An 18,922-nucleotide genomic window follows, 5' to 3' on the forward strand; every position below is an offset into this window, starting at 1 on the left:
AGAAAAAAGAATATTCCGCTTACCTATAAAAGTCTCTTTTCTCCCCTTTTTATAGGTAAATTTGGAGGCAGCATCGAGAATGGCTAGGCAATAATCTCTTTCGCCCAGGCGAGGGCGGCTTCGGCATTCGCAATCTTGCCGTCGAGTTGCAGTTCAAAACTTTTCTTGATGATGTCGCCCATTTGTTTTCCCGGTTTAACGCCCAGGTCCATAAGCATCTTGCCCGTAAGGTAGGGCTGCGGAGCCGCTTCGAGCAGGTCGTATTCAGCGGCGGAGCGCCAGAGTTTTTCGGCGAAGTCACGGTCGGTCGCGAAGAATTCGCGAGGGGCGCACTGGACCAGCAGGCAAAGGAGCTTCAGGCCGCCGAGCTTTACCGCGAGGCGGCGGAGGGCAGGAGTGTCTTCCACAATCGAAGGGGCGATTTCGCAGAACGATTTCAGGAGCGGCGGGACAACCTTCAGGAGATGTACCTCATTCGTGATGCGTTCAAGGAACTTGAGCGAGGAATCGGCGCTACCCGCAAGAAGCGCCGCGAAGGCGAATTCCATCGTCTGCGCTTCCGAAAGGGAGCAGGGGCCATTTCCCGCAAGGCAGGCATCGCGCAGCGAAGCCATGCTGTCGAGGACATCGTCAAGCGCGTCCCAGGAACTTTCGAACGGACGGATTTCGGGGAAATATTCGTCGAGCTTGATATCCAAAAATGCCCTGAGGCCAAGAGAAGGCTTGCCCGGCTTTAAAAGCCACTTTTTGAATTCCTCGAACAGGCGTTCCACAGAAAGGTCGTCCAGCGAAAGCGTGCGGCAGAGTTCCACCGTAGAAGGTGCAAGCGTGCAACCGAAGCGGCTTGCAAATTGCACTCCGCGCAAGATGCGCAGGGAGTCTTCGGCAAAGGCAGGCCCCACATGACGCAGCGTATGCGTCTTCAGGTCATCGATACCGCCGTACGGATCGCAGAGCGTGAGATCCGGCAGTTCCATGCCCATGGCGTTGATGGTAAAATCGCGGCGGAGGGCCGCTTCCTTGAAGCTGAGTTTTTCGTCGGTATGCACCACGAAGCCGCGGTGCCCGTAGCCGACCTTGCTTTCGGTACGCGGGAAGGAGAAGTCGAGCGAAAGCCCCTTCATGGCGAGGTGAATGACGCCGAACGCCTTGCCGACCAGATTCGTGCGGCCGTACTTCGAAAGAATCGGGACCAGCGCATCCTGCGCCATGTCGTAGACTTCTACGTCGTAATCGCGGCAGGACTTGCCTAAAAGAGCGTCGCGGACCCAGCCGCCCACCAAATAGGCGCGGCCACCCGCTTCGCGGATATCGTTTGCAATCTTGAGGAGGCGCCCCGGCAAATCCGGTTCGAACCATTCACCGGCAAGAGTCTGAATTTTTGCCATTTACAGCATTCACCTTACTGAAAGTTTCCGACATCGGCCGCGGAGGTGTCCGCCGCAGTTTCAGCAGCGTTTTCAGCCGGGGCGTTTTCCGCAGAAGGTTCTAGGTTCTTGTAACGGTCATAGATGCTCACCGTCTTTTCGCCCGAGGAATCCTTGAGCGCCTCGGAGACGGAGACGTCATCGCTTGCACCGGATGCCTTTTCGGAGGCTGAACCATTCGAATTGTCTGCGGCAGCGGACCTGGATTTTGAAGAATCCGATGCGGCGAAGCGGTCATAGATGCTCTGGCGCGTCGCAGCGCCCGCCGCCTTTTTCTCGGCTTCCTGCTCGCGGCAGACGCGCAGTTCCTCTTCGGCGTAGGCGCGCTGGTCCGGCGAATAGGTCATGGTATTCAGACGGTATTCCATCTCGTCGCAAACAAGGCCCTGGCGTTCACCCGCGCAGCCGACCAAAGTCGCTACCGCGGCCACAGCGGCAACGGACATCAAAAACACAAGACGATTCATGAAAGACCTCTTCAAAACTAATGAACGATGATAAACTTGCCCTTCTTCTTTTTGGGGCCGTTATTGACAACATAATAGTAGACGCCCGGAGCCACGAGCTTGCCGTTCTTGTCCCTACCGTTCCACTCAAGGCGACCTCCCAGGACATCGTCGCCCTTAAAGGTCCGAATGAGCGCCCCGCCGCGGTTATAGATGCTCACGACGGCATTTTCCGTGAACCCCTCGATAATGAAGAAGGCGTGCTCCTTGGGCCTGAAGGGAACCGGATAAGCCCGGAACAGAACCCGAGTCGAATCCGTCAAGTTCGCACTCGCATCCTTGAGGTCGTTGCGCTGGTAGTAACTGATTCCCCTTTCGTGCGCAAACCAGGCGATACCATCGACGGCATCAATCGCTATGTCGGAAACATTGTCGCTGAGCAGGCCGTTACGGGAATTATAATTGACAACCGAAAGCGTGTCCGGAGACGACTTCTTTTGAGTCAGGCGGTATACCCCGTGGCCCGTAGTGCCCACCCAGATATTCCCATGGACATCCGCATCGATCGATGTATACTCGACACCGCGAAGACCGTTTGTAGAAGACGGAACGATCAAGCTATCGCGATCGGTATCAAGATACGCCAGGTTCGACATAGAAACTATCCAGAGGCGTTTTTTGACCGAGTCGTAAACCATGTCCAGGGGAGCAGGATTAATTCCCCTGAAAGTCTTGGAAGTCCCATTCGAAAGTTCCCCACCATTCGACCTTGGGGCAGGAAACACGTACATATCCACGCCGCCCAAGTCGGCAAGGGCTGTCCCTTGCTTGCTTGCCACGTAGATGACCCAGGAACCGTTCTCGTCGACCGTCGCGTACATCGGACCGGGCACCGGCTCCTTACCGATATTCTTCGCGCAGCGGACATCGCCATTCTTGGTAAAGTAAACGATGCTGTAGCCGGAGTTGCTCCCCGTCGCCGTCAGGAATCCCGAATTATCGGGAGCGGGAACCACAAACTGGGAAATGGGGAAATTCTCGAGATAGTTATCAAAACAGTACCCGTCTGTCGGTTTAAAGGAATACTCCAGCTCCGTTCCCCAATGGGAAAAAATCTGGTAAACAAAGCCCCATATATGGTTGAACACCGTCCCGTCCGGAAGAACCGACAAAACCTTCATCCTAGCCGAATAGGCATTAATGCCGTTCCCCAGTCCGCCAAAGACATATTCGGGCTCACGCCAGCCCGTCGTTTTGGCATAGCCAATCTTTCCGTCAACAGAAGCGGCAAGGATTCCGCCCATAGGCATAGCCTGAAGTTCGTAGGCCTCGCCCAAGGTGTAGCGCTCGTAAGGCAACTCCACAATTCTCGGAGTTCCCTGGTCATGCAAGAACAGAATCGTGTAAGGCCCCACCAGGAAATACCCGTCCTTCGAACGCACGGTCCAGCGGACACGGCAACCGTTATTATCGAACAGGAACGATTCCGTCAGGATCTCTTCACCCGCAACAACCTTGGTAGAATCCCACGGTGCGAACTCGGGAACTGCATTTTCCGCTGCGAGCAGGTTCCAGGAAGCGGCATCGCTAAGGTGAATGTCCGAGGCCAGATTATCCCAGTCCATGACGCGGGAATAGGATGCCCGTTCCGTCTTGACATAAAGAGAGTCCCCGTGTACAGCCAGTTGCCGTAGCGGGTTCATCTGCAGCGGATAGTTACCGATCCGTTCGACGGTCAGGAGCGATGTCGACTTGAAAAGGTCAAAAAAGGCAAGACGGTCTTCGAACGCGATAACCAGGATGTTCTTTCCCAGAACGGCCCCGCGGGGAACCGCACGGACATTATTCTTGACATAGGAACGGTTCAGGACGCGCCACGTGTTGCCATCGCCATTGATGGCCACCACGATACCATATTCGGAAACGGCGAATGTCCCTAGCGGAGAGGAAACGACAGAATAGAATGCCGACGTTTCCAGGCCGTCGTGCGAGAGAAAAACACGGTCGCCCTCCAAGGTGCGAAAACGGAGTCCCCCGTCGGTCGCGAGCATGATTCCGTTGTCACCATAGGGAGCAACATCATAAATGGGGAACGGGTCGGAAAAGGCTCCCCAACGGTCAGCGGCGAACAGCTGAACCGTAAATATAAGCACGATTGCAATTAGCGAAAACTTCACCCTTTAAAATTACGAAAATTCACTCGCACGCGCGAGCAAGTCTTCTAATTTTGGGCTTGCAGAATCGCTCTTTTTCAATAACGACAGGTAGATATCGCGCTTCTCGCGCATTTTTTTGAATGCCGACGCCTTCCGCTTGAAGAATGTACCCTTGTCCGTGCCGCAAAAGAGACTCGCCTCCTCGGCACGTATTCCGCCAATGCTCGAGAACTCCACCGCCATTTTCTCGGCTGCGGTGAGAGGCTTCATCAACTTGTCTAGCTGGTTACGCACAAAAAGGAAGCGACGGTTCTCGCATATTTCACGCTCGATTTTCCCTGCAGAATACTTTGCCCCGGATTCCATGACATCCGTAAGGCGGACTATTCGGCGGTTCTTGCGGTGGAGATCGCGATGCGTATTCCGGATAACCGTCATAAACCAGGGAAAAATGGGTTTTTCATGATCGAGGACATTCGCCGATCGGCAGAATCGAAGGGCTACCTCTTGAAAAAGATCCTTCGCGTGGTCGGTATCCTTACTCCGGGCGCAGCAGAGTTTGTAAATTTGAGTAGCATTCTTGCGCCACACCTTTTCTACCCAATTGGAAGGCTGTTCTGTTAAAATTCTTGATTTGGACATTTCACAAACCGGAATTTCGACAGCAATCTTTCAGTTAAGAATAAATTTATGAAAATAAAAGATATAAAAAAGAAAAATCGTCATTTTGCAAACAACTGTTTGCAAGAATCCGCCACTTTTTTTATTTTGTTCCTTTTTTGCACAATTTATCCACAATCCGTGCAAGCGGAAGAGTTCAACATGAACTCGATGCCGCCTCCGGACATGCTCATGGAATATAGCGCCGGAGCGCTGAAGGACGGGGGAAAAATAACCGTAAGCATTACCGTGCCGGACAAGTGGCACGTGAACGCGAACAAGGTGACCGACGAATTCCTGAAACCCTCCTCGATTGAAGTCAAGGCGGAAGGAATAGAATTCGGCGATGCCGAGTGGCCTGCCCCCATCCGGGAATACAACGAGGCGCTGGAACTTGAAATCCTGACATTCCGCGGGACGTTCGCCGTCGAAATACCGGTAAAAGGCGTCGCGAAGAACGGTGACGGTTCGGAAGCGGGCTACGACAGCCTCGGAACCGAGGTGACGTTCCACTACCAGGCGTGCGACAATTCGATTTGCTTGGCACCGGCAAGCAAGACGATCCGGCTTGACGGGAAATCTGCCGGGAGCGGGACCGCCGCGAAATCGGCCAGCAAGTTTACCATAGAGGGCGCAACCGATAACGGTTCTTTGGACGGGACCGCAAAAAAAAACGACTCTGAGGTAGAGGGGAATGCATCGGGGGACCGCAGCAGTGTTGCGTCGGGGGACCGCGGCAGCGTTGCTTCGGAGAACCGCGCCGGGGTATTGGCGCTGTTGTTCTTCGCTTTTATCGGCGGAATTATCCTGAACCTGATGCCGTGCGTGCTGCCGGTGCTTTCTCTTAAGTTGTTCAGCCTGATTAAGCAGGCAGGTGAAAGTCGCGGACGGCTCCTCGCCTTGGGAGGAGCCACGACGGCGGGAATCCTCGTGAGTTTTTGGGTGCTGGCCGCCGTCGTCGCCGCCGTCAAGGCCGGCGGCGGGTCCGCGGGCTGGGGCATGCAATTCCAGAGCGCAGGTTTCATCGCCTTCATGGTGGTGATTTTGACCGCATTCGCCATGAGTTTCTTCGGCATCTTTGAAATCTGGCTTCCGTGGAACGCCACCACCAGGATGGATGCCGCGGGACACAAGGCAGGACTCGCCGGAGCCTTCTTTACCGGCGCACTGCTCGTTCTTTTAAGTACACCCTGTTCGGCGCCCTTCCTCGGCACCGCCATGGGATTCGCCTTCACCGCCAGCACCCCGGTGCTGTTCCTTTTCTTTACGGCGGCGGGTCTCGGGCTTGCCCTCCCCTACATACTCGTGAGCGCCTTCCCGAAAATCCTCAAGGTATTCCCGAAACCGGGAGCGTGGATGGTTCGCCTGCAAAAGGTGATGGGCGTATTGCTCCTCGCGACCGTCGCATGGCTCCTTTGGCTTGTGAACGAGCAGGCGGGAATGGCAGGCGTCGGGATGTTCGCCGTTGTCGTGGCGGCAAGCATCGGAGGAAGCTTTATTGTCGGGAAATTCGCGCCGCCGGGAGCCGCCTTTAAACGCGAACTCATAACCCTCGGAGGAAGCATCGTTGTTATTGCGACCGTCTGGTTTGCAGTCATCGCCCCGCCATACGATGCAGCCGCTACGGAACACTTTAACGCCCGTATGCAGGAACAGATGACAGCCGACGGTTGGTACCGTTACAGCCCCGCGCTCATCGAAGAATTCGCGAAGGCGAAACGCACCGTGTTCATCGATGCGACCGCCGACTGGTGCCTCACCTGCAAGACGAACGAAGCCGCAGTCCTCAACCGTGACGAATTCCGCCATGCCATGGACAGCCTCGGTGTCGCCCTCGTGAAAGCCGACTGGACCCGCGAAACCCCCGAGGTGAACGCCCTGTTGCACAGCATGGGAAAATCGGGCGTGCCCGCTTATGCTATTTTCCCCGCAGGCGATGCCAATAAAAAAATCGTGCTGCCGGAATTGCTCACGACAGCAGCGATTGTGGAGAAAATTGTAGGAAAGTAACTACCGCCTGCCTTCGCGCTTATAACGGTCGATGCATTCCTGGTAGAAGTCGAAGGTCTGCTGGGCGATCGACTTCCAGCTGAACACGTCGATGGCGCGCTTGCGGCTGACTTCGCCCATTTTCTTCGCCAGTTCCGGATTTCCGAGGATCTTGTTGAGCTTATTCGCAAAGTCGGCCTGGAAAGCCTTCGGGTCGGCCGGTTCAAAATCCGTTTCGGATTTCGCCTTGAGCGGAACCAGGAATCCGGTTTCGCCGTCCACGATGATTTCGGGAATGCCGCCCACCGCAGAGCCCACCACCGGAGTACCGCAGCTCATGGCTTCGAGGTTGATGATGCCGAACGGTTCGTAGAGCGAAGGTGTCGCGAACACGGTCGCATGGCTGTAAAGCACGCGGAGTTCTTCATGCGGTATGGCTTCCTGAATCCAGACGACGCCGTCGCGGGTCTTCTGCACACCTTCAATCAGGGCCTTGCACTCGTCGGCAAGTTCGATAGTATCCGGAGCACCGGCGCAGAGCACCACCTGGGCGCTCTTGTCGATCTGCGGAATCGCCTGGATCAGTTGGCTGATGCCTTTCTGGCGCGTGATGCGGCCCACGAACAGTACATACGGACGCTTCGGGTCGACTCCCCACTTTTCGAGGATTTTTTCGTCGAAAGTCGGAGCATAAAAGTCCGGATCGATACCGTTGTAAATCACCTTCACGCGATCTTCGGGGACTCCGTAAAGCTTCATCACGTCGCGTTTCATGCCTTCACTCACGGCAATCACGCCGTCGGCAGTTTCGTAAGCGGTGCGTTCGATCCAGCAACTCATGGCGTAACCGCCGTCACCCAGCTGCTCCGCCTTCCACGGACGGTGCGGTTCCAGCGAATGCGTCGTGAGAATCAACGGACACTGCAGAAGACGGCTAGCGAGCACGCCGCCAAAGTGGCTGTACCACGTATGGCAATGGATCACGTCGATATCCTTGAGCGAGGCCGCCCACTGGAGGTCGATATCGAGCGGCTTGAAAATTTTCTGGAAGCGGTCGTCTTCGGGGTTGAGCCCGAGCTTGCGCGAAAAGCCGAGCGCGTGGATGTTATTTTCGTCCACGTTCTGCACGCCAAAGCAGCGCGCCTCGATGTGGCAAAGCTTTGCAAGTTCCTGCGTCAGGAACTTCACGTGGATACCGGCACCGCCATAAATTTCAGGCGGGAATTCGTTCGTCAAAATTGCAGCGTTCATAATAGTAGTCGGTTAGGAGTAAAGAGTGGTTTGTTTTCATCAATAATTATAAAAAAAGCAAAAAGGATGGCAAGGCATTCTTAAGGAAAACACCCCGCCCATTCGGACGGGGTGTAAGGAGTGAGTGTGGAAATTCTTAGAAGTTCTTGCACTGGCCTTTCCACTTGCCATCGTGGCCGGCAATGTTGCCGTCGATATACTTGCCGCTGGTGCCGACAAAGTCCGCCTTGCGCCATTCCTCGCCACCGAGGTGCCAGCGCATCCAGGCAACCGTAGCGGCCATGCCGTCCCAGGAACCGGAACCGTGACCGTAACCGCATTCCCTGCGGCCAGGAGCGACTTCGTAGCATTCGGTACCCTTGCCACCCGTCATCTGGATAAGGCATGCAGGTGCCTTGACGTTTGCGTTGTTATAATCGTTCTCGGCGTTGCCGCGTTCCATGCCGCCTTCACCGTAGAGGATAGCTATAGTCCGGTCGGCCGCCACCTTCATGGCTCCGACACCGTCCCAGTCTCCGCTGTTGTTGAGGAATGCGGTAAGCACGCGCCTGTCCTTGATGAGGGCCTGTTCGGATTCAAGACCGCCCATAGAGTGGCCCGAGCAACCGACCATATTCATGTCGAGTTTGCCAAACAACGGACTATTCGAATCCTTGTTCAGCCCATCCAACCAGTCGAGAGCCTTGATAGCCTGGGTCGCATTGCCCGGAGATTCCTTGAGGGCAACCACCACAAAGCCGTGGGAAGCGAGTCTACGAATCATGCCTTCGTAAGCACTCGGTTTTGTACCACCACCGGGGCCCCATACCACGACGGCGTGTTTCTGGTCCGGATTGTCGGTCAAGCGCTTGGGGTACGCGAGGATTCCTTCCCCATCCCAGCCGGTATTCGTCTTGTACTCGACTTCCATGTAATTCTTTTCTTCTTCCTTGTCGTTCGCGAGGAAAATTTTAGGCACGGCGGGCTTCGCTTCTTCGCTGGAAGAAGAAACTTCGGCCGCCGAGCTTGCCGGAATTTCGCTAGCGCTGGAACTGGAAAGCGGAACAGGATCAGCGATGCCTTCGGATCCGCTGGATACTGACGTCAAAATCGTGTCTATCATACCATGAACGGGTTCGTCGCCACAAGCGTTCGGCAAGCTAGAGGCCACACAAGGGTCCGCCCAAGGGTCATCCGGATTAACGAGAGAATCCGTTCCCTGCTGAGCGGAATCGGCCGGATTCAAAGCCGGATCGTCAGCACCACCCTGGGCCGGATCCGTTGCAGGATCGGTCGGATTCGTAGGATCGCCGGGATTGGCAGGATTATCCGTCGCGGGGGAAGCCGCTGTCGGATTTGCAGTATTCTGATTGTCGTTCGCAGCAGTAGAACTGTCGCAGCTCACTAAGGCCATGACAGCACCCGCTATCACAAAGCCCCTTGCCAAATTCTTAAAGAACATCGTTTTCATTGTGACTCCTTTTTCCAACACCGATATAAAGATACCTTGGAAAAAAGCAAAAAAAAAGCACCCCGGAGATTTTTCCCATGGACAAAAAATCCAAGCGCCATTGGCGATTTGTCAATAAGGGTCTCGGTTGCAAACCTCCCCAAAAGTTGTAAATTTGAGAATACAAACGATGTCGTTTTCCTCGGGGACACTGCTGAACATTTTCGCGACCACGACTTGCGGACTTTTCCGCCTCGCCGTCGGAATCATTCCGATAATCGCCACTCCCGATACATTCATTCAAGATCGGGCTTCCGATGAACTTCATCATCTTGGCCGCGAACATCTTTATCGTATCGATCGTTTACCCGTTATAGGGAAAACCATTTTTGCAAACAGCAAAAAAAAGTTATTACATTTAGTACAACCTTAAGAAAGGACAAAATATGCACACTTCCTTCATCATTTTCAATTTAATCGCCCTCGCCATCGTCGTCACCGCGGCATTCCGCATTGGCGTCAAGGTCAGCAAGGCTGCAAAGCGCGAAGCCCCCGAAGCGCAGAACAACACCTCTTACGAAGATTGCCTCGCCAAGAACACCGAAACATTCAAGTACGGGACCTTCACTGACGCTCGCGACGGGGAAACTTACCGTACAGTCAAAATCGGTCAACAGGTATGGATGGCCGAGAACCTGCGTTTCAAGGCGGAAAACAGTTTCGCCCCGGGGAACGAAGAACAGAATGTCGCCAAATTCGGAAGACTCTACACCTGGACCTCAGCCCTGAACATTCCGCCTGAATTCTCGGAACAGTCCCCGGCAAAAGATTTCGACATATACCACAAGATCAAGGAAGACAACTACCAGGGCATTGCTCCGGAAGGCTGGCACATCCCGAGCCTCAAGGAATGGGAAACCCTGATGAGCAACTTCCCCGAAGAATCGAACGGCATCGAGCTTCGCGCCGAATGCTGCTGGCAGCGTCCGGGCGAAGACAGCGTCGGTTTCTTCGCTCTTCCGGCCGGCTACCGTTTCGACAACGGCACCTACTGCCAGTTCGGCAAGCGTGCCCGTTTCTGGAGCAAGGACGAATACGGCAAGTCGAATGCGTACCGCCTGAGCCTTACCGAAAACTCCATGGATATCGAAGGCGTCTACAGATCCGATGCCATTTCGGTCCGTTGCGTCAAGAACGCCTAAGGCGTTACACGCACGTTGCCTGAATTCACCTTCTGAATTCGACGGACACGAGAAAAGAAAAGCCTTCCCGCAAAACGGGAAGGTTTCTTGTTTAAGCCAATTCCTGACGAGTCGCGACTTGCCGCCCGGCGAGCTTTACCGCGGCGCGTAAATGCGCGACATGAATTCGGCGCGGGTCTTTTCGTCGGTCTTGAATCGGCCCAAAAGCTGGGTGGTCACCATCGTTGCACCGGGCTTTTTCACACCGCGCATCGTCATGCACATATGCGACGCTTCCAAAACAACCGCGACACCCTTCGGGTTCAGTTCCTTCTGGATAAGTTCTGCAATCTGGCGCGTCATGCGTTCCTGGATCTGCGGGAAACGTGCGTAGAATTCCACCACACGCGGAATCTTGGAAAGACCCACCACGCAGTCGCCCGGAATGTAGGCCACGTGAGCCTTGCCCGTGAACGGCAGAAAATGGTGTTCGCACATGCTCGCAAACTGGATATCCGGCACGATGATCATTTCGTCGTACTTTTCATGGAAGCGAGTCTTAAGAATGTCTTCGGCACGGGTTTCGCCCGAAAGGCCCGTCATCAGTTCGGCGTACATCTTCGCGACACGCTTGGGCGTATCGACAAGGCCTTCGCGGTTCGGGTCCTCGCCCATGCCTTCCAGAATCATCCGGAAGCCGTCTTCCATTTTCTTGAAATTCATCATGGGGCGAAAGATAACAAAAACAAGACCCTTGCGTTGCAGCCTACCGTATATTCACCTTCACCCAAGAACCCTGCCCCTTGGCGAAATAGACACCCAGCGGAAGATTTTCCAGCGAAAGACTCCGCGTTCCTCGACGCACCAGCGCACCGTTCATATCGAGCAAGGCGATGTCGCCACCAGATTCCAGGCGGTTACCCACGCGGACAATGCGTCCGAGATTCACCCTGGCAGACACCGAACGCGGCTCGATTCCGGTCGGACCTCCAAAGTCATCGATATGCGTAATTCCATTGTTCACGTAATCGTCAAGGCCATAAGCGTGACGCATAATATTCAGAATGTCCAACTTGTTGCCCCACCATGTGGGATTGACAGGCACTTCCATCGTATTACCGATGTTGATGCCGAAGCCCATCTTCGCAAACATCTCATTTGCAGTCGGAAGCGTTTCGGCCAGCACCGGCGAAACTCACGCCGATAACGAAACCATGGAGAAGGAAGCGGCCACTGCCGCAGTCCGTAAAATGCTTTTAAGCATAAACAACCCTTATTTAAACAACCCACACTAAATATACATCCTGTCGCAGGAAAAATAAAATCCGCGTCGAAAATAGCGTGGACGATTTGTCAAGCCCATAACATTGTGCCAAGTTTACCGACCTTGGCATACCGAATGGTCGCTACTTCGCACTCACAATCGCAACGAGGTCCGCATTGCTCAAGTTCGTCTTTTCATTCAAGGCGGTCGCAATCGCGGTAAGTTGCTTTTTGCAGGCCATCATCAGGTTGTACACCTGCTCGACGACATTCGCTTCAGAAAGCTGGTAGTAGTAGCAGGATGCCTGGAAACTCTGGTAGTCCGGATCGCTCCGGTAAAGTTCCATCGGGAGTTCCTTCATGACGGTGTCGAGGTCGCAGGCGAAATTCTTGCGGAACAGGAAATCCGCCACGTGTCCAGCAATAGCGATGTGGGCAGACCCTTCGAGCGAGTTCCCCGGCATACGAGTGACACTCGGCTTTTCCTTGGAGTTGTTGATTTTGACGTAATCGACGGGGCGTTTGAACAGGATCGCGATCAGCGCGTGGCCAGCCTCGTGGCGGCAAATTTTTTCATATTCCTGTTCACCGAAAAATTCAATTAAGGATTCACGAGTTAAAATTTGTTCTGACATATTTCAATCTCTGCGTAAAAGGTACAAAATTTGAGCGACGCCGGCTCGGAATTAAGTATATTAGAACAAGGCTGCCGGACCAACGAAAATCCGGAAACAACCTGACAGCGAGGTTTTATGGGAGCAAGGTTCTTATTGACATTGGGGTTCGCCCTAGCGGCGGTGCAGGCGTTCGGTGCCGTTTACTACGTGGCGACCGACGGCAGCGATAGCAACGCGGGTTCTAAAGACAAGCCCTTCGCGACGCTCAACAAGGCGAATGCCGTAGTGCATGCGGGCGATACCGTCTGGATTCGCGGTGGTATTTACGACCTGCACGATACGGTCTTTTATTCGCGATACAAGATGACGGCGGGCATCCTATTGACCGCGAGCGGAGAAAGCGACGACAACCGCATCCATTACCTGGCCTATCCTGGCGAACGTCCGATTTTTGACGCGGCAAACCTCCCCGTGGCCGCAGGCGGAGAGCATAGCGACGGTACCCCCGAAGGGGCGATGTACACCTCGCCTATCGTGATTGCGGCAAAGTACCTTCACCTGAAGGGTTTCGAGGTCCGCAATACGCCCATGATACACAATTCCAATTCCGGAATTTTCCTGTATGCGAGCAAGCACATTTTCTTGGAGCAGATTGACAGCCACCATAACGCTGGCCCCGGATTCTTCGCGAACGACGGCGTGCCGGATGGCGGCGGACACATCTTCTTGAACTGCGACGCCCACGACAACTACGACCCATTGGGCTGGCAAGGCGACGGCGAAAACGCCGACGGCTTCGGCGCGCATTACCAGAAGCCGGGCGAGGGCGATACCACCAAGTTCATCGGGTGCCGCGCCTGGTGGAACAGCGACGACGGTTTCGACTTCATCAACCAGGAATTTCCCGTGGTGCTGGAGAACTGCTACGCCATGGGGAACGGCTACAGCGACTATGGACTTGGAAACCCGAAGAACGGCAACGGGCACGGCATCAAGATGGGCGAGAGCACCCTCGGTGGCGGGCGGCATACCATCAAGTTCTGCGTCGCCTGGAAAAACAAGGCGACGGGCTTTTACGCGAACTACACCGGCGTGGGCAGCAAGTGGCTCAATAACACGTCGTACATGAACAAGGACCGCGAATTCGCCATGGCATCTACGCTCTTTGATTCGCAGGGGAACCGCATTGCCGAGGTGGCGCCCCTCACCGGCAACAACGCGCACGTGCTCAAGAACAACATCGCCTTCCCGAACAGGAATTCTCAAGTCGGGGAATGCTGGGAGTATATACCGAGCCAGAACATCGACCGTTATGTGGAATGCCCCGCCGGTGAGAACAACACCTGGAACCTGAATCTTGACCTGACGGTCGACGATTTTGAGAGTCTCGATGACCCGAGCATGACCGTGACAGGCAAGGACCTCTCGACGATTCCGGGAATCTTGGGACCGCGCAATGCCGACGGAAGCATACCCGACGTGGGCTTCTTGAAACTCAAGAAAGGGAGCCGCGCGATTGACAAGGGCGAAGATCTCGGATTCCCGTTTGCGGGCAAGGCCCCCGACCTCGGCGCATTCGAATACGGGATGTCGAGCAACTCGGCGACGTCGAGTAGTTCTACCGCAGAATCTTCTTCTGGAACAAGCCGCATCATGCCGCAAAAGTCCCTTGGTAACGAGATGCCGGTACACCCCAATCATTTGAAAGGCTACCGCGACCTAAATGGCCGTCACCATGAAAAGCAGATTCGCTATCGCGTGATGTTCTAGGTTCTGCAAAACGGATTTTTCTGAAAAAGAATTCCTCAAACTTTAATTACTCCTAAAAAACACATTACAAAGCGGTCCTTTTAGATGTTGAGGCCGCTTTTTTCGTTGAAAAAAGCGCATAAAACAGGACAATATTTGTCGCAGTCATTATCTATTTTTAGACAATAACGGATATTGCAAAAAAATCCAAACGGGGACCAATATGGCAAGGGATCTTTCAGGTACACCGAAGTGGGACATCCTTCGGAATTTCTACCGCGACTTCGATAACGGCCGCAAGCGCGGCTGTGTCGAGAAATGGAAAAAGGAAAAGCCCCAAAACAGGCTCGAACAGGAACTTTTCGAAACCAGAATCCACACCGAATTCCTGAAGGACCGCCACGAAAAACTGAACAAGGAATTCCGCTGGACCTACGCGAACATGAAAAAGCTCATCGAACTCGACCAGCGTTTTAGGGAACTGCACCGGAGCATCGCTCGCACCTTCGAGGCGACCAAAAGGGACATCGCCGCACTTACTGCGCAAAATCACAAATGGTACAGGGAATACGAACTCGAATCGGAAATCTGCCCTGCGAACGACTGGGACATTCCCGGTGAACACGAATACATCAGCGATCTGCTTTTCTGGTACGCCAACTGGGGCTCCATCAACATCTGCTCAAGCACGAACGAACACAACCCCGAACGCCACAAGGTCTACCTCGTTCCCCCTTGGAAACAAATGCTGCTCGTCGACAAGTTCGTCAAAGACGATGTCACCTGGGAACTCGACTCGCTCCTCTACGACAGCGAATCGAGCCTCTACACCTTCCACGACATTGTCCGCATGAAACCGGAACAATTCGAAGTGAGATATACATTGAGTTTTTAAACAAAAGTGAGGTACTATGAGAAGACGATACATTTATCAGCTGGCGGCAACGATACTGCCGAATGGACGGGGCTATGATACCGTTGACCATGACCTGGGAATTTTCACATCGCTACGCACCGCCAAAAAAGTTCTGCGGGATTTCGTCAAGGGCGGAGATTTCTATTGCCCGACCTATAGTTTTTCCATCATGTACCTGCCCGTCGACAACGATCTGGATTATGAATCCGATAGGCAAATCAACGTCTATTCGCCCGATGGCAAATTGCAACTTTCTGAATTCAACATGATGTCCTGTAACGGGGCGTGGAGTAAAAATCTGAATATAGACCTTCGCGCCGTCATCGACACCGGCCCCGGCAAAAAGCCTTATTTTACGCTGTACAACCATTGGAAACGAGGACTCGCGACCAAGTGCGCACGCATCTCCTTTCTGGAACCCAAATACGAACTGGGCTCCTCGTATAACAAATCCGTCTGGTTCCTGGACGACAACGAGAAAAAGATGCTCATGAAGTTCCTGAAAACAAAATGCAGGAGCATCTTTAGCGACAAGTGCACGAACAACTGGATGAGCGTCATCGGGGCATTCAACAACGAAGTCCAAGGCGATGACGACAGCCGCATCCTGCCCTACGATTTACCCATTCCGAATTACAACAAACTAGAACCGTAGTGCGAAAATGCCTTTGGGCGTTCCCCGGCCAAATCGATGTGTCATCCTATATTAATAGGGTGACATTTTTTTATTCTGTTGTAAACTTAAAAAATGGGAGTGGAACGGGTAACCCGACTGTGTCATTTAGGCTTTGAAGCCTGTTCAGGACGAAGGCACCCGCCCCATTCCTTCCCTTAAGCCCGGACAGTTTGATGGCCCGTGCAGGCCGGATAATTTGGATAATGGGACATAGGGAAGACTTCCCATGATTAAATATAGCAACAAGGAGTCCGGTATGGAAATATGGATTGGAATAGACATTTCAAAAGACACATTCGACGCCGCCTGGGAGCAGGATGGAAAAAAGGAACATGAGAAGTTCTCGAATACGACCGCCGGATTCAAGGCTCTTCTAAAGTGGGTGCCCGATGGTTCCAAGTTTGTTATGGAGGCTACGGGCACATACCATTTGCGGTGCGCGACATTTCTTGCAGGAAGCGGACTCCATGTTTCCGTCGAGAACCCTCTTGCGATTAAGCGTTTCATCCAAAGCGATCTTCGTCGATGCAAGAACGACGTGTCCGATTCGTTCTCCATCGCAAAATATGGTCGTGAGAAAAGTCCCGGGGCATGGACGGTTCCGTCGGAGGAAGCCCGTGAAGCTAGACGGCTGCAGGGGTTGATTGAACTTTTGCGGGAGCAAATCTCCGCTCAGACGAACTATTTCCATGCACTTCAGCAAGAGGACCTGAAGGACGACGCACAGAAGCTGTGCAAGGCGTCTATCGCCAAGATGAAGGTTGCCATTGCCGATGCAGAAGACAGGTTTAAATCGATTGTGAGCAGTTTTTGGAAAGACGATGTTGAGCGGATATCCTCCATTCCCGGAGTGGGCAAGATGTCGGCATGCAAGCTGATTGCCAAGGTAGAGGATTTCAACCGCTTTGAGGATTCCAGGCAGTTCATGTCGTGGCTGGGGATGACTCCAAGGAACATGCGGTCAGGAACCAGCATCCATGTGAATGGGGGCATAACCAAGATGGGGGACGGGCGTTTGAGAACGCAGTTCTATATGTGTGCTGTTTCCGCTATTCAGTCCAATGGCCGGTGTAGGGCCATGTATGAGCGTATGGTCAGCAAGGGAAAGCCGGTCAAAGTGGCCCTCGTAGCTGTTGCTTGCAAACTCCTTAAAACTGCATACGCACTTGTGACGAAAAAACAAATGTATAACGCTAATTTTTTACAGTTTGCCCCTTGAATTTTACTACAGTTTGTCCTGAGCGAAGTCGAAGGATCTAAAAAATTCAGCCCTGACTCATTGCGAGTCGGGGCTTTTTGTTTATGCCAATATTTTATCTAAATCATCAAAAGCGTTTTCTATCGCTTCTGTATGGTACCGTTCATACATGCTGTAAACAAAATCCGTTTGCTTTTTCTCTTCAAGCCGAGCAAGGATCTTGTTTGCGGTAGTTCCTTTATAGGCAGCATACTGTTCCATCAAGAAACTGAAAAATTCCATTTCTTTCGCCATTAGCATCTCCTAATGTAAATGGAATCACGCGGATCACCGGTCCTTTGTTCCGCTTCCCACATGTCGAAAATTCCGAAACAGCTAAAGTCCCACATCTGGAGTTCAGGATTACTCAACATCTCGTAAGTCTTCGAGAACATGAACTTCTTGTATGCTTCCATAATAGATAAGCCATACTTCTGGCAAATCATCTGCGAGACTTCACGGTCGTAATAGTCGAGAATGAAAGGAAGAACTTTGTTCATTGCGATACCGCCTTAACAAATATAAGTTTTTGCAAAGCGAGTTCGGATCGGAAAACATACTGGTCGCGAAGCTTCTGCGGCAAAAGTCTCTTGATCGTCTCCTCTTCATCATAAAAGCCCGCAAAATAGAGCGAGATTACAGGCATCGTCTTGTCATTTGCTACAGGTCCAATAATGAGGTCATAATCGTTCGGGACATTCTCGTTCTTTCTATTTGCCGAAACAAAACGGAGCCAATCCACATCAGCCTGTTGGAACCGCAAACATTTCAGGACCGACAAATCTTGATTGTCGAATTCAAAAATAGATACGGTCGGCCTACCCGAGCCTTTCCGTTTAACGGTCAATTCAGACCAGTTTCGAGCCTGCTCGCTACTAGAGGTCAGATAGAAACCCGTTCCAAAATCCAGCTTTCTGTCCGAAACAAGAATTTCGGGCTTGGATACCGCAATGTTGCTACCGTGATAAAGTTTCATATTAGACCTCAGTTTAAATATACATCATTCTGTTTAAAGAATTTTCGGTATATCCATTTCTCAAAAAAAATATTGTATGGATGATGCGTATTTTTCGCAGAGGCTAACTACTCCAACTGTTTTCTATATACAGCATCTAAAGTTTGGCCGTTTTTGTCTTTCCAGACCAACCAGCCATTATTGCTACTTCCTATGCAAAAATCTGCAGCGGTGCTGGGGCTCGAAAAAGTTCTGTCTGATGTCAACTTCAGGTTATCCCCGTTTTCAATTGTGTATTCTTTGAGCAATGCATCTCTTTTTTCTTTATTTCTTTTTGGTTGTTGGCTTTTACGGCATCGGGAATATCAACAACTTCTTCAAGTCTATCAGGAATTTCTCCCTTTACAATCTTGAAAATTCTCGTTTCTTTCAAATTCGTTGTAACAAAGAAGTCGGCATGGACCCAAGATGCATAGTTCATGCCCTGATAATAATCCTCTTTACGAACGGAAACTGATTCTGCTTTACATTCGACAACAACAAGCGGATACTTATTTCCACTTTTGTCTTGCGGATTTCGCCAAATTACAATATCGGCACGGGCGGCGCCTTTTCCGCGTTGGGAATTCGTCACCTGCATTTCTTGGGCCATTTGCTCAATGGAATAGCCATAATTATTCACTAAGCGGCAAATGTATTTCTGCCGTACTTCTTCTTCAGGCTTATTGACAAGCCATTTGTCTTTCAGAGGCGCGAATATTTTATTCCCTTTGACTTGAACTTCCAATTGCATTAAAGCCTCCGATAAATAACAAAATTGATATTCATAATAGGGTACCTCTAAAAATACATTCTTTTCCTGAAGATTGGTTTATTTGTCGTTTTCAGGCGTAAAATTATCGTAATTCAGGCGCTGTCCCTTCTTTGTTCCGGGCCTTTCGGCCCGGTTTTTCGCCCCGGCGGGCGCCCG

At 52.4% G+C, this 18,922-nt stretch carries 18 protein-coding genes and 2 pseudogenes; 6 read left to right on the forward strand and 14 right to left on the reverse strand.

What is annotated here, in order from left to right:
• Positions 1–83: 83 nt before the first annotated feature.
• The 4 genes from Q0P86_RS14085 to Q0P86_RS14100 are packed head-to-tail and all read right to left on the reverse strand — an operon-like array spanning position 84 to position 4,671.
• Complete coding sequence (locus Q0P86_RS14085) at positions 84–1,388, reverse strand: CCA tRNA nucleotidyltransferase (RefSeq protein ID WP_295040316.1); 1,305 nt, start codon at positions 1,386–1,388, stop codon at positions 84–86.
• 14 nt (positions 1,389–1,402) lie between these two features.
• Positions 1,403–1,894 carry a hypothetical protein gene (locus Q0P86_RS14090; RefSeq protein ID WP_290996553.1) on the reverse strand — a complete coding sequence of 164 codons (492 nt, stop codon included), beginning with the start codon at positions 1,892–1,894 and terminating at the stop codon, positions 1,403–1,405.
• Between the two features lie 17 nt (positions 1,895–1,911).
• Positions 1,912–4,050 carry a gliding motility-associated C-terminal domain-containing protein gene (locus tag Q0P86_RS14095; RefSeq protein ID WP_290996555.1) on the reverse strand — a complete coding sequence of 713 codons (2,139 nt, stop codon included), beginning with the start codon at positions 4,048–4,050 and terminating at the stop codon, positions 1,912–1,914.
• Between the two features lie 9 nt (positions 4,051–4,059).
• Positions 4,060–4,671, reverse strand: coding sequence for a sigma-70 family RNA polymerase sigma factor (locus Q0P86_RS14100; protein ID WP_291025043.1), 612 nt, complete (start codon positions 4,669–4,671; stop codon positions 4,060–4,062).
• Positions 4,672–4,851: 180 nt separating this feature from the next.
• Between Q0P86_RS14100 and Q0P86_RS14105 the strand changes: the two genes are divergently transcribed.
• Positions 4,852–6,699 carry a thioredoxin family protein gene (locus Q0P86_RS14105; protein WP_295040319.1) on the forward strand — a complete coding sequence of 616 codons (1,848 nt, stop codon included), beginning with the start codon at positions 4,852–4,854 and terminating at the stop codon, positions 6,697–6,699.
• On the opposite strand, the gene glgA is transcribed toward Q0P86_RS14105, so the two are convergent.
• Together glgA and Q0P86_RS14115 are read right to left on the reverse strand one after the other, a co-directional pair.
• A complete protein-coding gene (glgA, locus tag Q0P86_RS14110) occupies positions 6,700–7,929 on the reverse strand; it encodes a glycogen synthase (RefSeq protein ID WP_295040321.1) in 1,230 nt (409 codons plus the stop codon).
• A 136-nt stretch (positions 7,930–8,065) separates the two neighbouring features.
• Positions 8,066–9,379: an alpha/beta hydrolase gene (locus tag Q0P86_RS14115; RefSeq protein ID WP_295040323.1), complete on the reverse strand. Its 1,314-nt coding sequence runs from the start codon at positions 9,377–9,379 to the stop codon at positions 8,066–8,068.
• Between the two features lie 425 nt (positions 9,380–9,804).
• Here Q0P86_RS14115 and Q0P86_RS14120 point away from each other — a divergent pair, with 425 nt between their 5' ends.
• Complete coding sequence (locus Q0P86_RS14120; protein WP_291025035.1) at positions 9,805–10,560, forward strand: fibrobacter succinogenes major paralogous domain-containing protein; 756 nt, start codon at positions 9,805–9,807, stop codon at positions 10,558–10,560.
• 135 nt (positions 10,561–10,695) lie between these two features.
• Here the strand turns inward: Q0P86_RS14120 and folE are convergent, their stop codons facing one another.
• From folE to Q0P86_RS14135, 3 genes are all read right to left on the reverse strand, one after another.
• Positions 10,696–11,265, reverse strand: a complete 570-nt coding sequence (gene folE / locus Q0P86_RS14125; RefSeq protein ID WP_290996565.1) for a GTP cyclohydrolase I FolE — start codon at positions 11,263–11,265, stop codon at positions 10,696–10,698.
• Positions 11,266–11,305: 40 nt separating this feature from the next.
• Complete coding sequence (locus Q0P86_RS14130; RefSeq protein ID WP_295040326.1) at positions 11,306–11,725, reverse strand: hypothetical protein; 420 nt, start codon at positions 11,723–11,725, stop codon at positions 11,306–11,308.
• Between the two features lie 220 nt (positions 11,726–11,945).
• Positions 11,946–12,437, reverse strand: a complete 492-nt coding sequence (locus Q0P86_RS14135) for a hypothetical protein (RefSeq protein WP_294115273.1) — start codon at positions 12,435–12,437, stop codon at positions 11,946–11,948.
• Positions 12,438–12,554: 117 nt separating this feature from the next.
• Here Q0P86_RS14135 and Q0P86_RS14140 point away from each other — a divergent pair, with 117 nt between their 5' ends.
• From Q0P86_RS14140 to Q0P86_RS14155, 4 genes are all read left to right on the forward strand, one after another.
• Complete coding sequence (locus tag Q0P86_RS14140) at positions 12,555–14,189, forward strand: right-handed parallel beta-helix repeat-containing protein (protein WP_295040328.1); 1,635 nt, start codon at positions 12,555–12,557, stop codon at positions 14,187–14,189.
• Positions 14,190–14,391: 202 nt separating this feature from the next.
• Positions 14,392–15,063 (forward strand): hypothetical protein, encoded by a 672-nt coding sequence (locus tag Q0P86_RS14145; RefSeq protein WP_295040330.1) that lies wholly within the window; start codon positions 14,392–14,394, stop codon positions 15,061–15,063.
• A 16-nt stretch (positions 15,064–15,079) separates the two neighbouring features.
• The gene (locus Q0P86_RS14150; protein ID WP_295040332.1) at positions 15,080–15,739 is read left to right on the forward strand and encodes a hypothetical protein; all 660 of its coding nucleotides are present in this window, start codon (positions 15,080–15,082) and stop codon (positions 15,737–15,739) included.
• Positions 15,740–16,016: 277 nt separating this feature from the next.
• Positions 16,017–16,979 (forward strand): IS110 family transposase, encoded by a 963-nt coding sequence (locus Q0P86_RS14155; protein WP_295040334.1) that lies wholly within the window; start codon positions 16,017–16,019, stop codon positions 16,977–16,979.
• Between the two features lie 81 nt (positions 16,980–17,060).
• Here Q0P86_RS14155 and Q0P86_RS14160 read toward each other — a convergent pair whose 3' ends face one another.
• The 5 genes and pseudogenes from Q0P86_RS14160 to Q0P86_RS14175 form a co-directional block, all read right to left on the reverse strand.
• The gene (locus tag Q0P86_RS14160; protein WP_295040336.1) at positions 17,061–17,252 is read right to left on the reverse strand and encodes a DUF3791 domain-containing protein; all 192 of its coding nucleotides are present in this window, start codon (positions 17,250–17,252) and stop codon (positions 17,061–17,063) included.
• On the reverse strand, positions 17,252–17,497 hold the full coding sequence (locus tag Q0P86_RS14165; RefSeq protein ID WP_295040338.1) for a hypothetical protein: 246 nt from the start codon (positions 17,495–17,497) through the stop codon (positions 17,252–17,254). The genes Q0P86_RS14160 and Q0P86_RS14165 overlap by 1 nt, the downstream gene beginning before the upstream one ends.
• Positions 17,494–17,973 (reverse strand): DUF3990 domain-containing protein, encoded by a 480-nt coding sequence (locus tag Q0P86_RS14170; protein WP_295040340.1) that lies wholly within the window; start codon positions 17,971–17,973, stop codon positions 17,494–17,496. The genes Q0P86_RS14165 and Q0P86_RS14170 overlap by 4 nt, the downstream gene beginning before the upstream one ends.
• Positions 17,974–18,080: 107 nt before the next feature.
• A pseudogene (locus tag Q0P86_RS16950) lies at positions 18,081–18,281 on the reverse strand (DUF4357 domain-containing protein); the annotation flags it as partial.
• A pseudogene (locus Q0P86_RS14175) lies at positions 18,278–18,739 on the reverse strand (type I restriction enzyme HsdR N-terminal domain-containing protein); the annotation flags it as partial. The pseudogenes Q0P86_RS14175 and Q0P86_RS16950, both read right to left, overlap by 4 nt.
• Positions 18,740–18,922: the final 183 nt, after the last annotated feature.

Source organism: uncultured Fibrobacter sp., assembly GCF_946062555.1.
Classification (GTDB): domain Bacteria; phylum Fibrobacterota; class Fibrobacteria; order Fibrobacterales; family Fibrobacteraceae; genus Fibrobacter.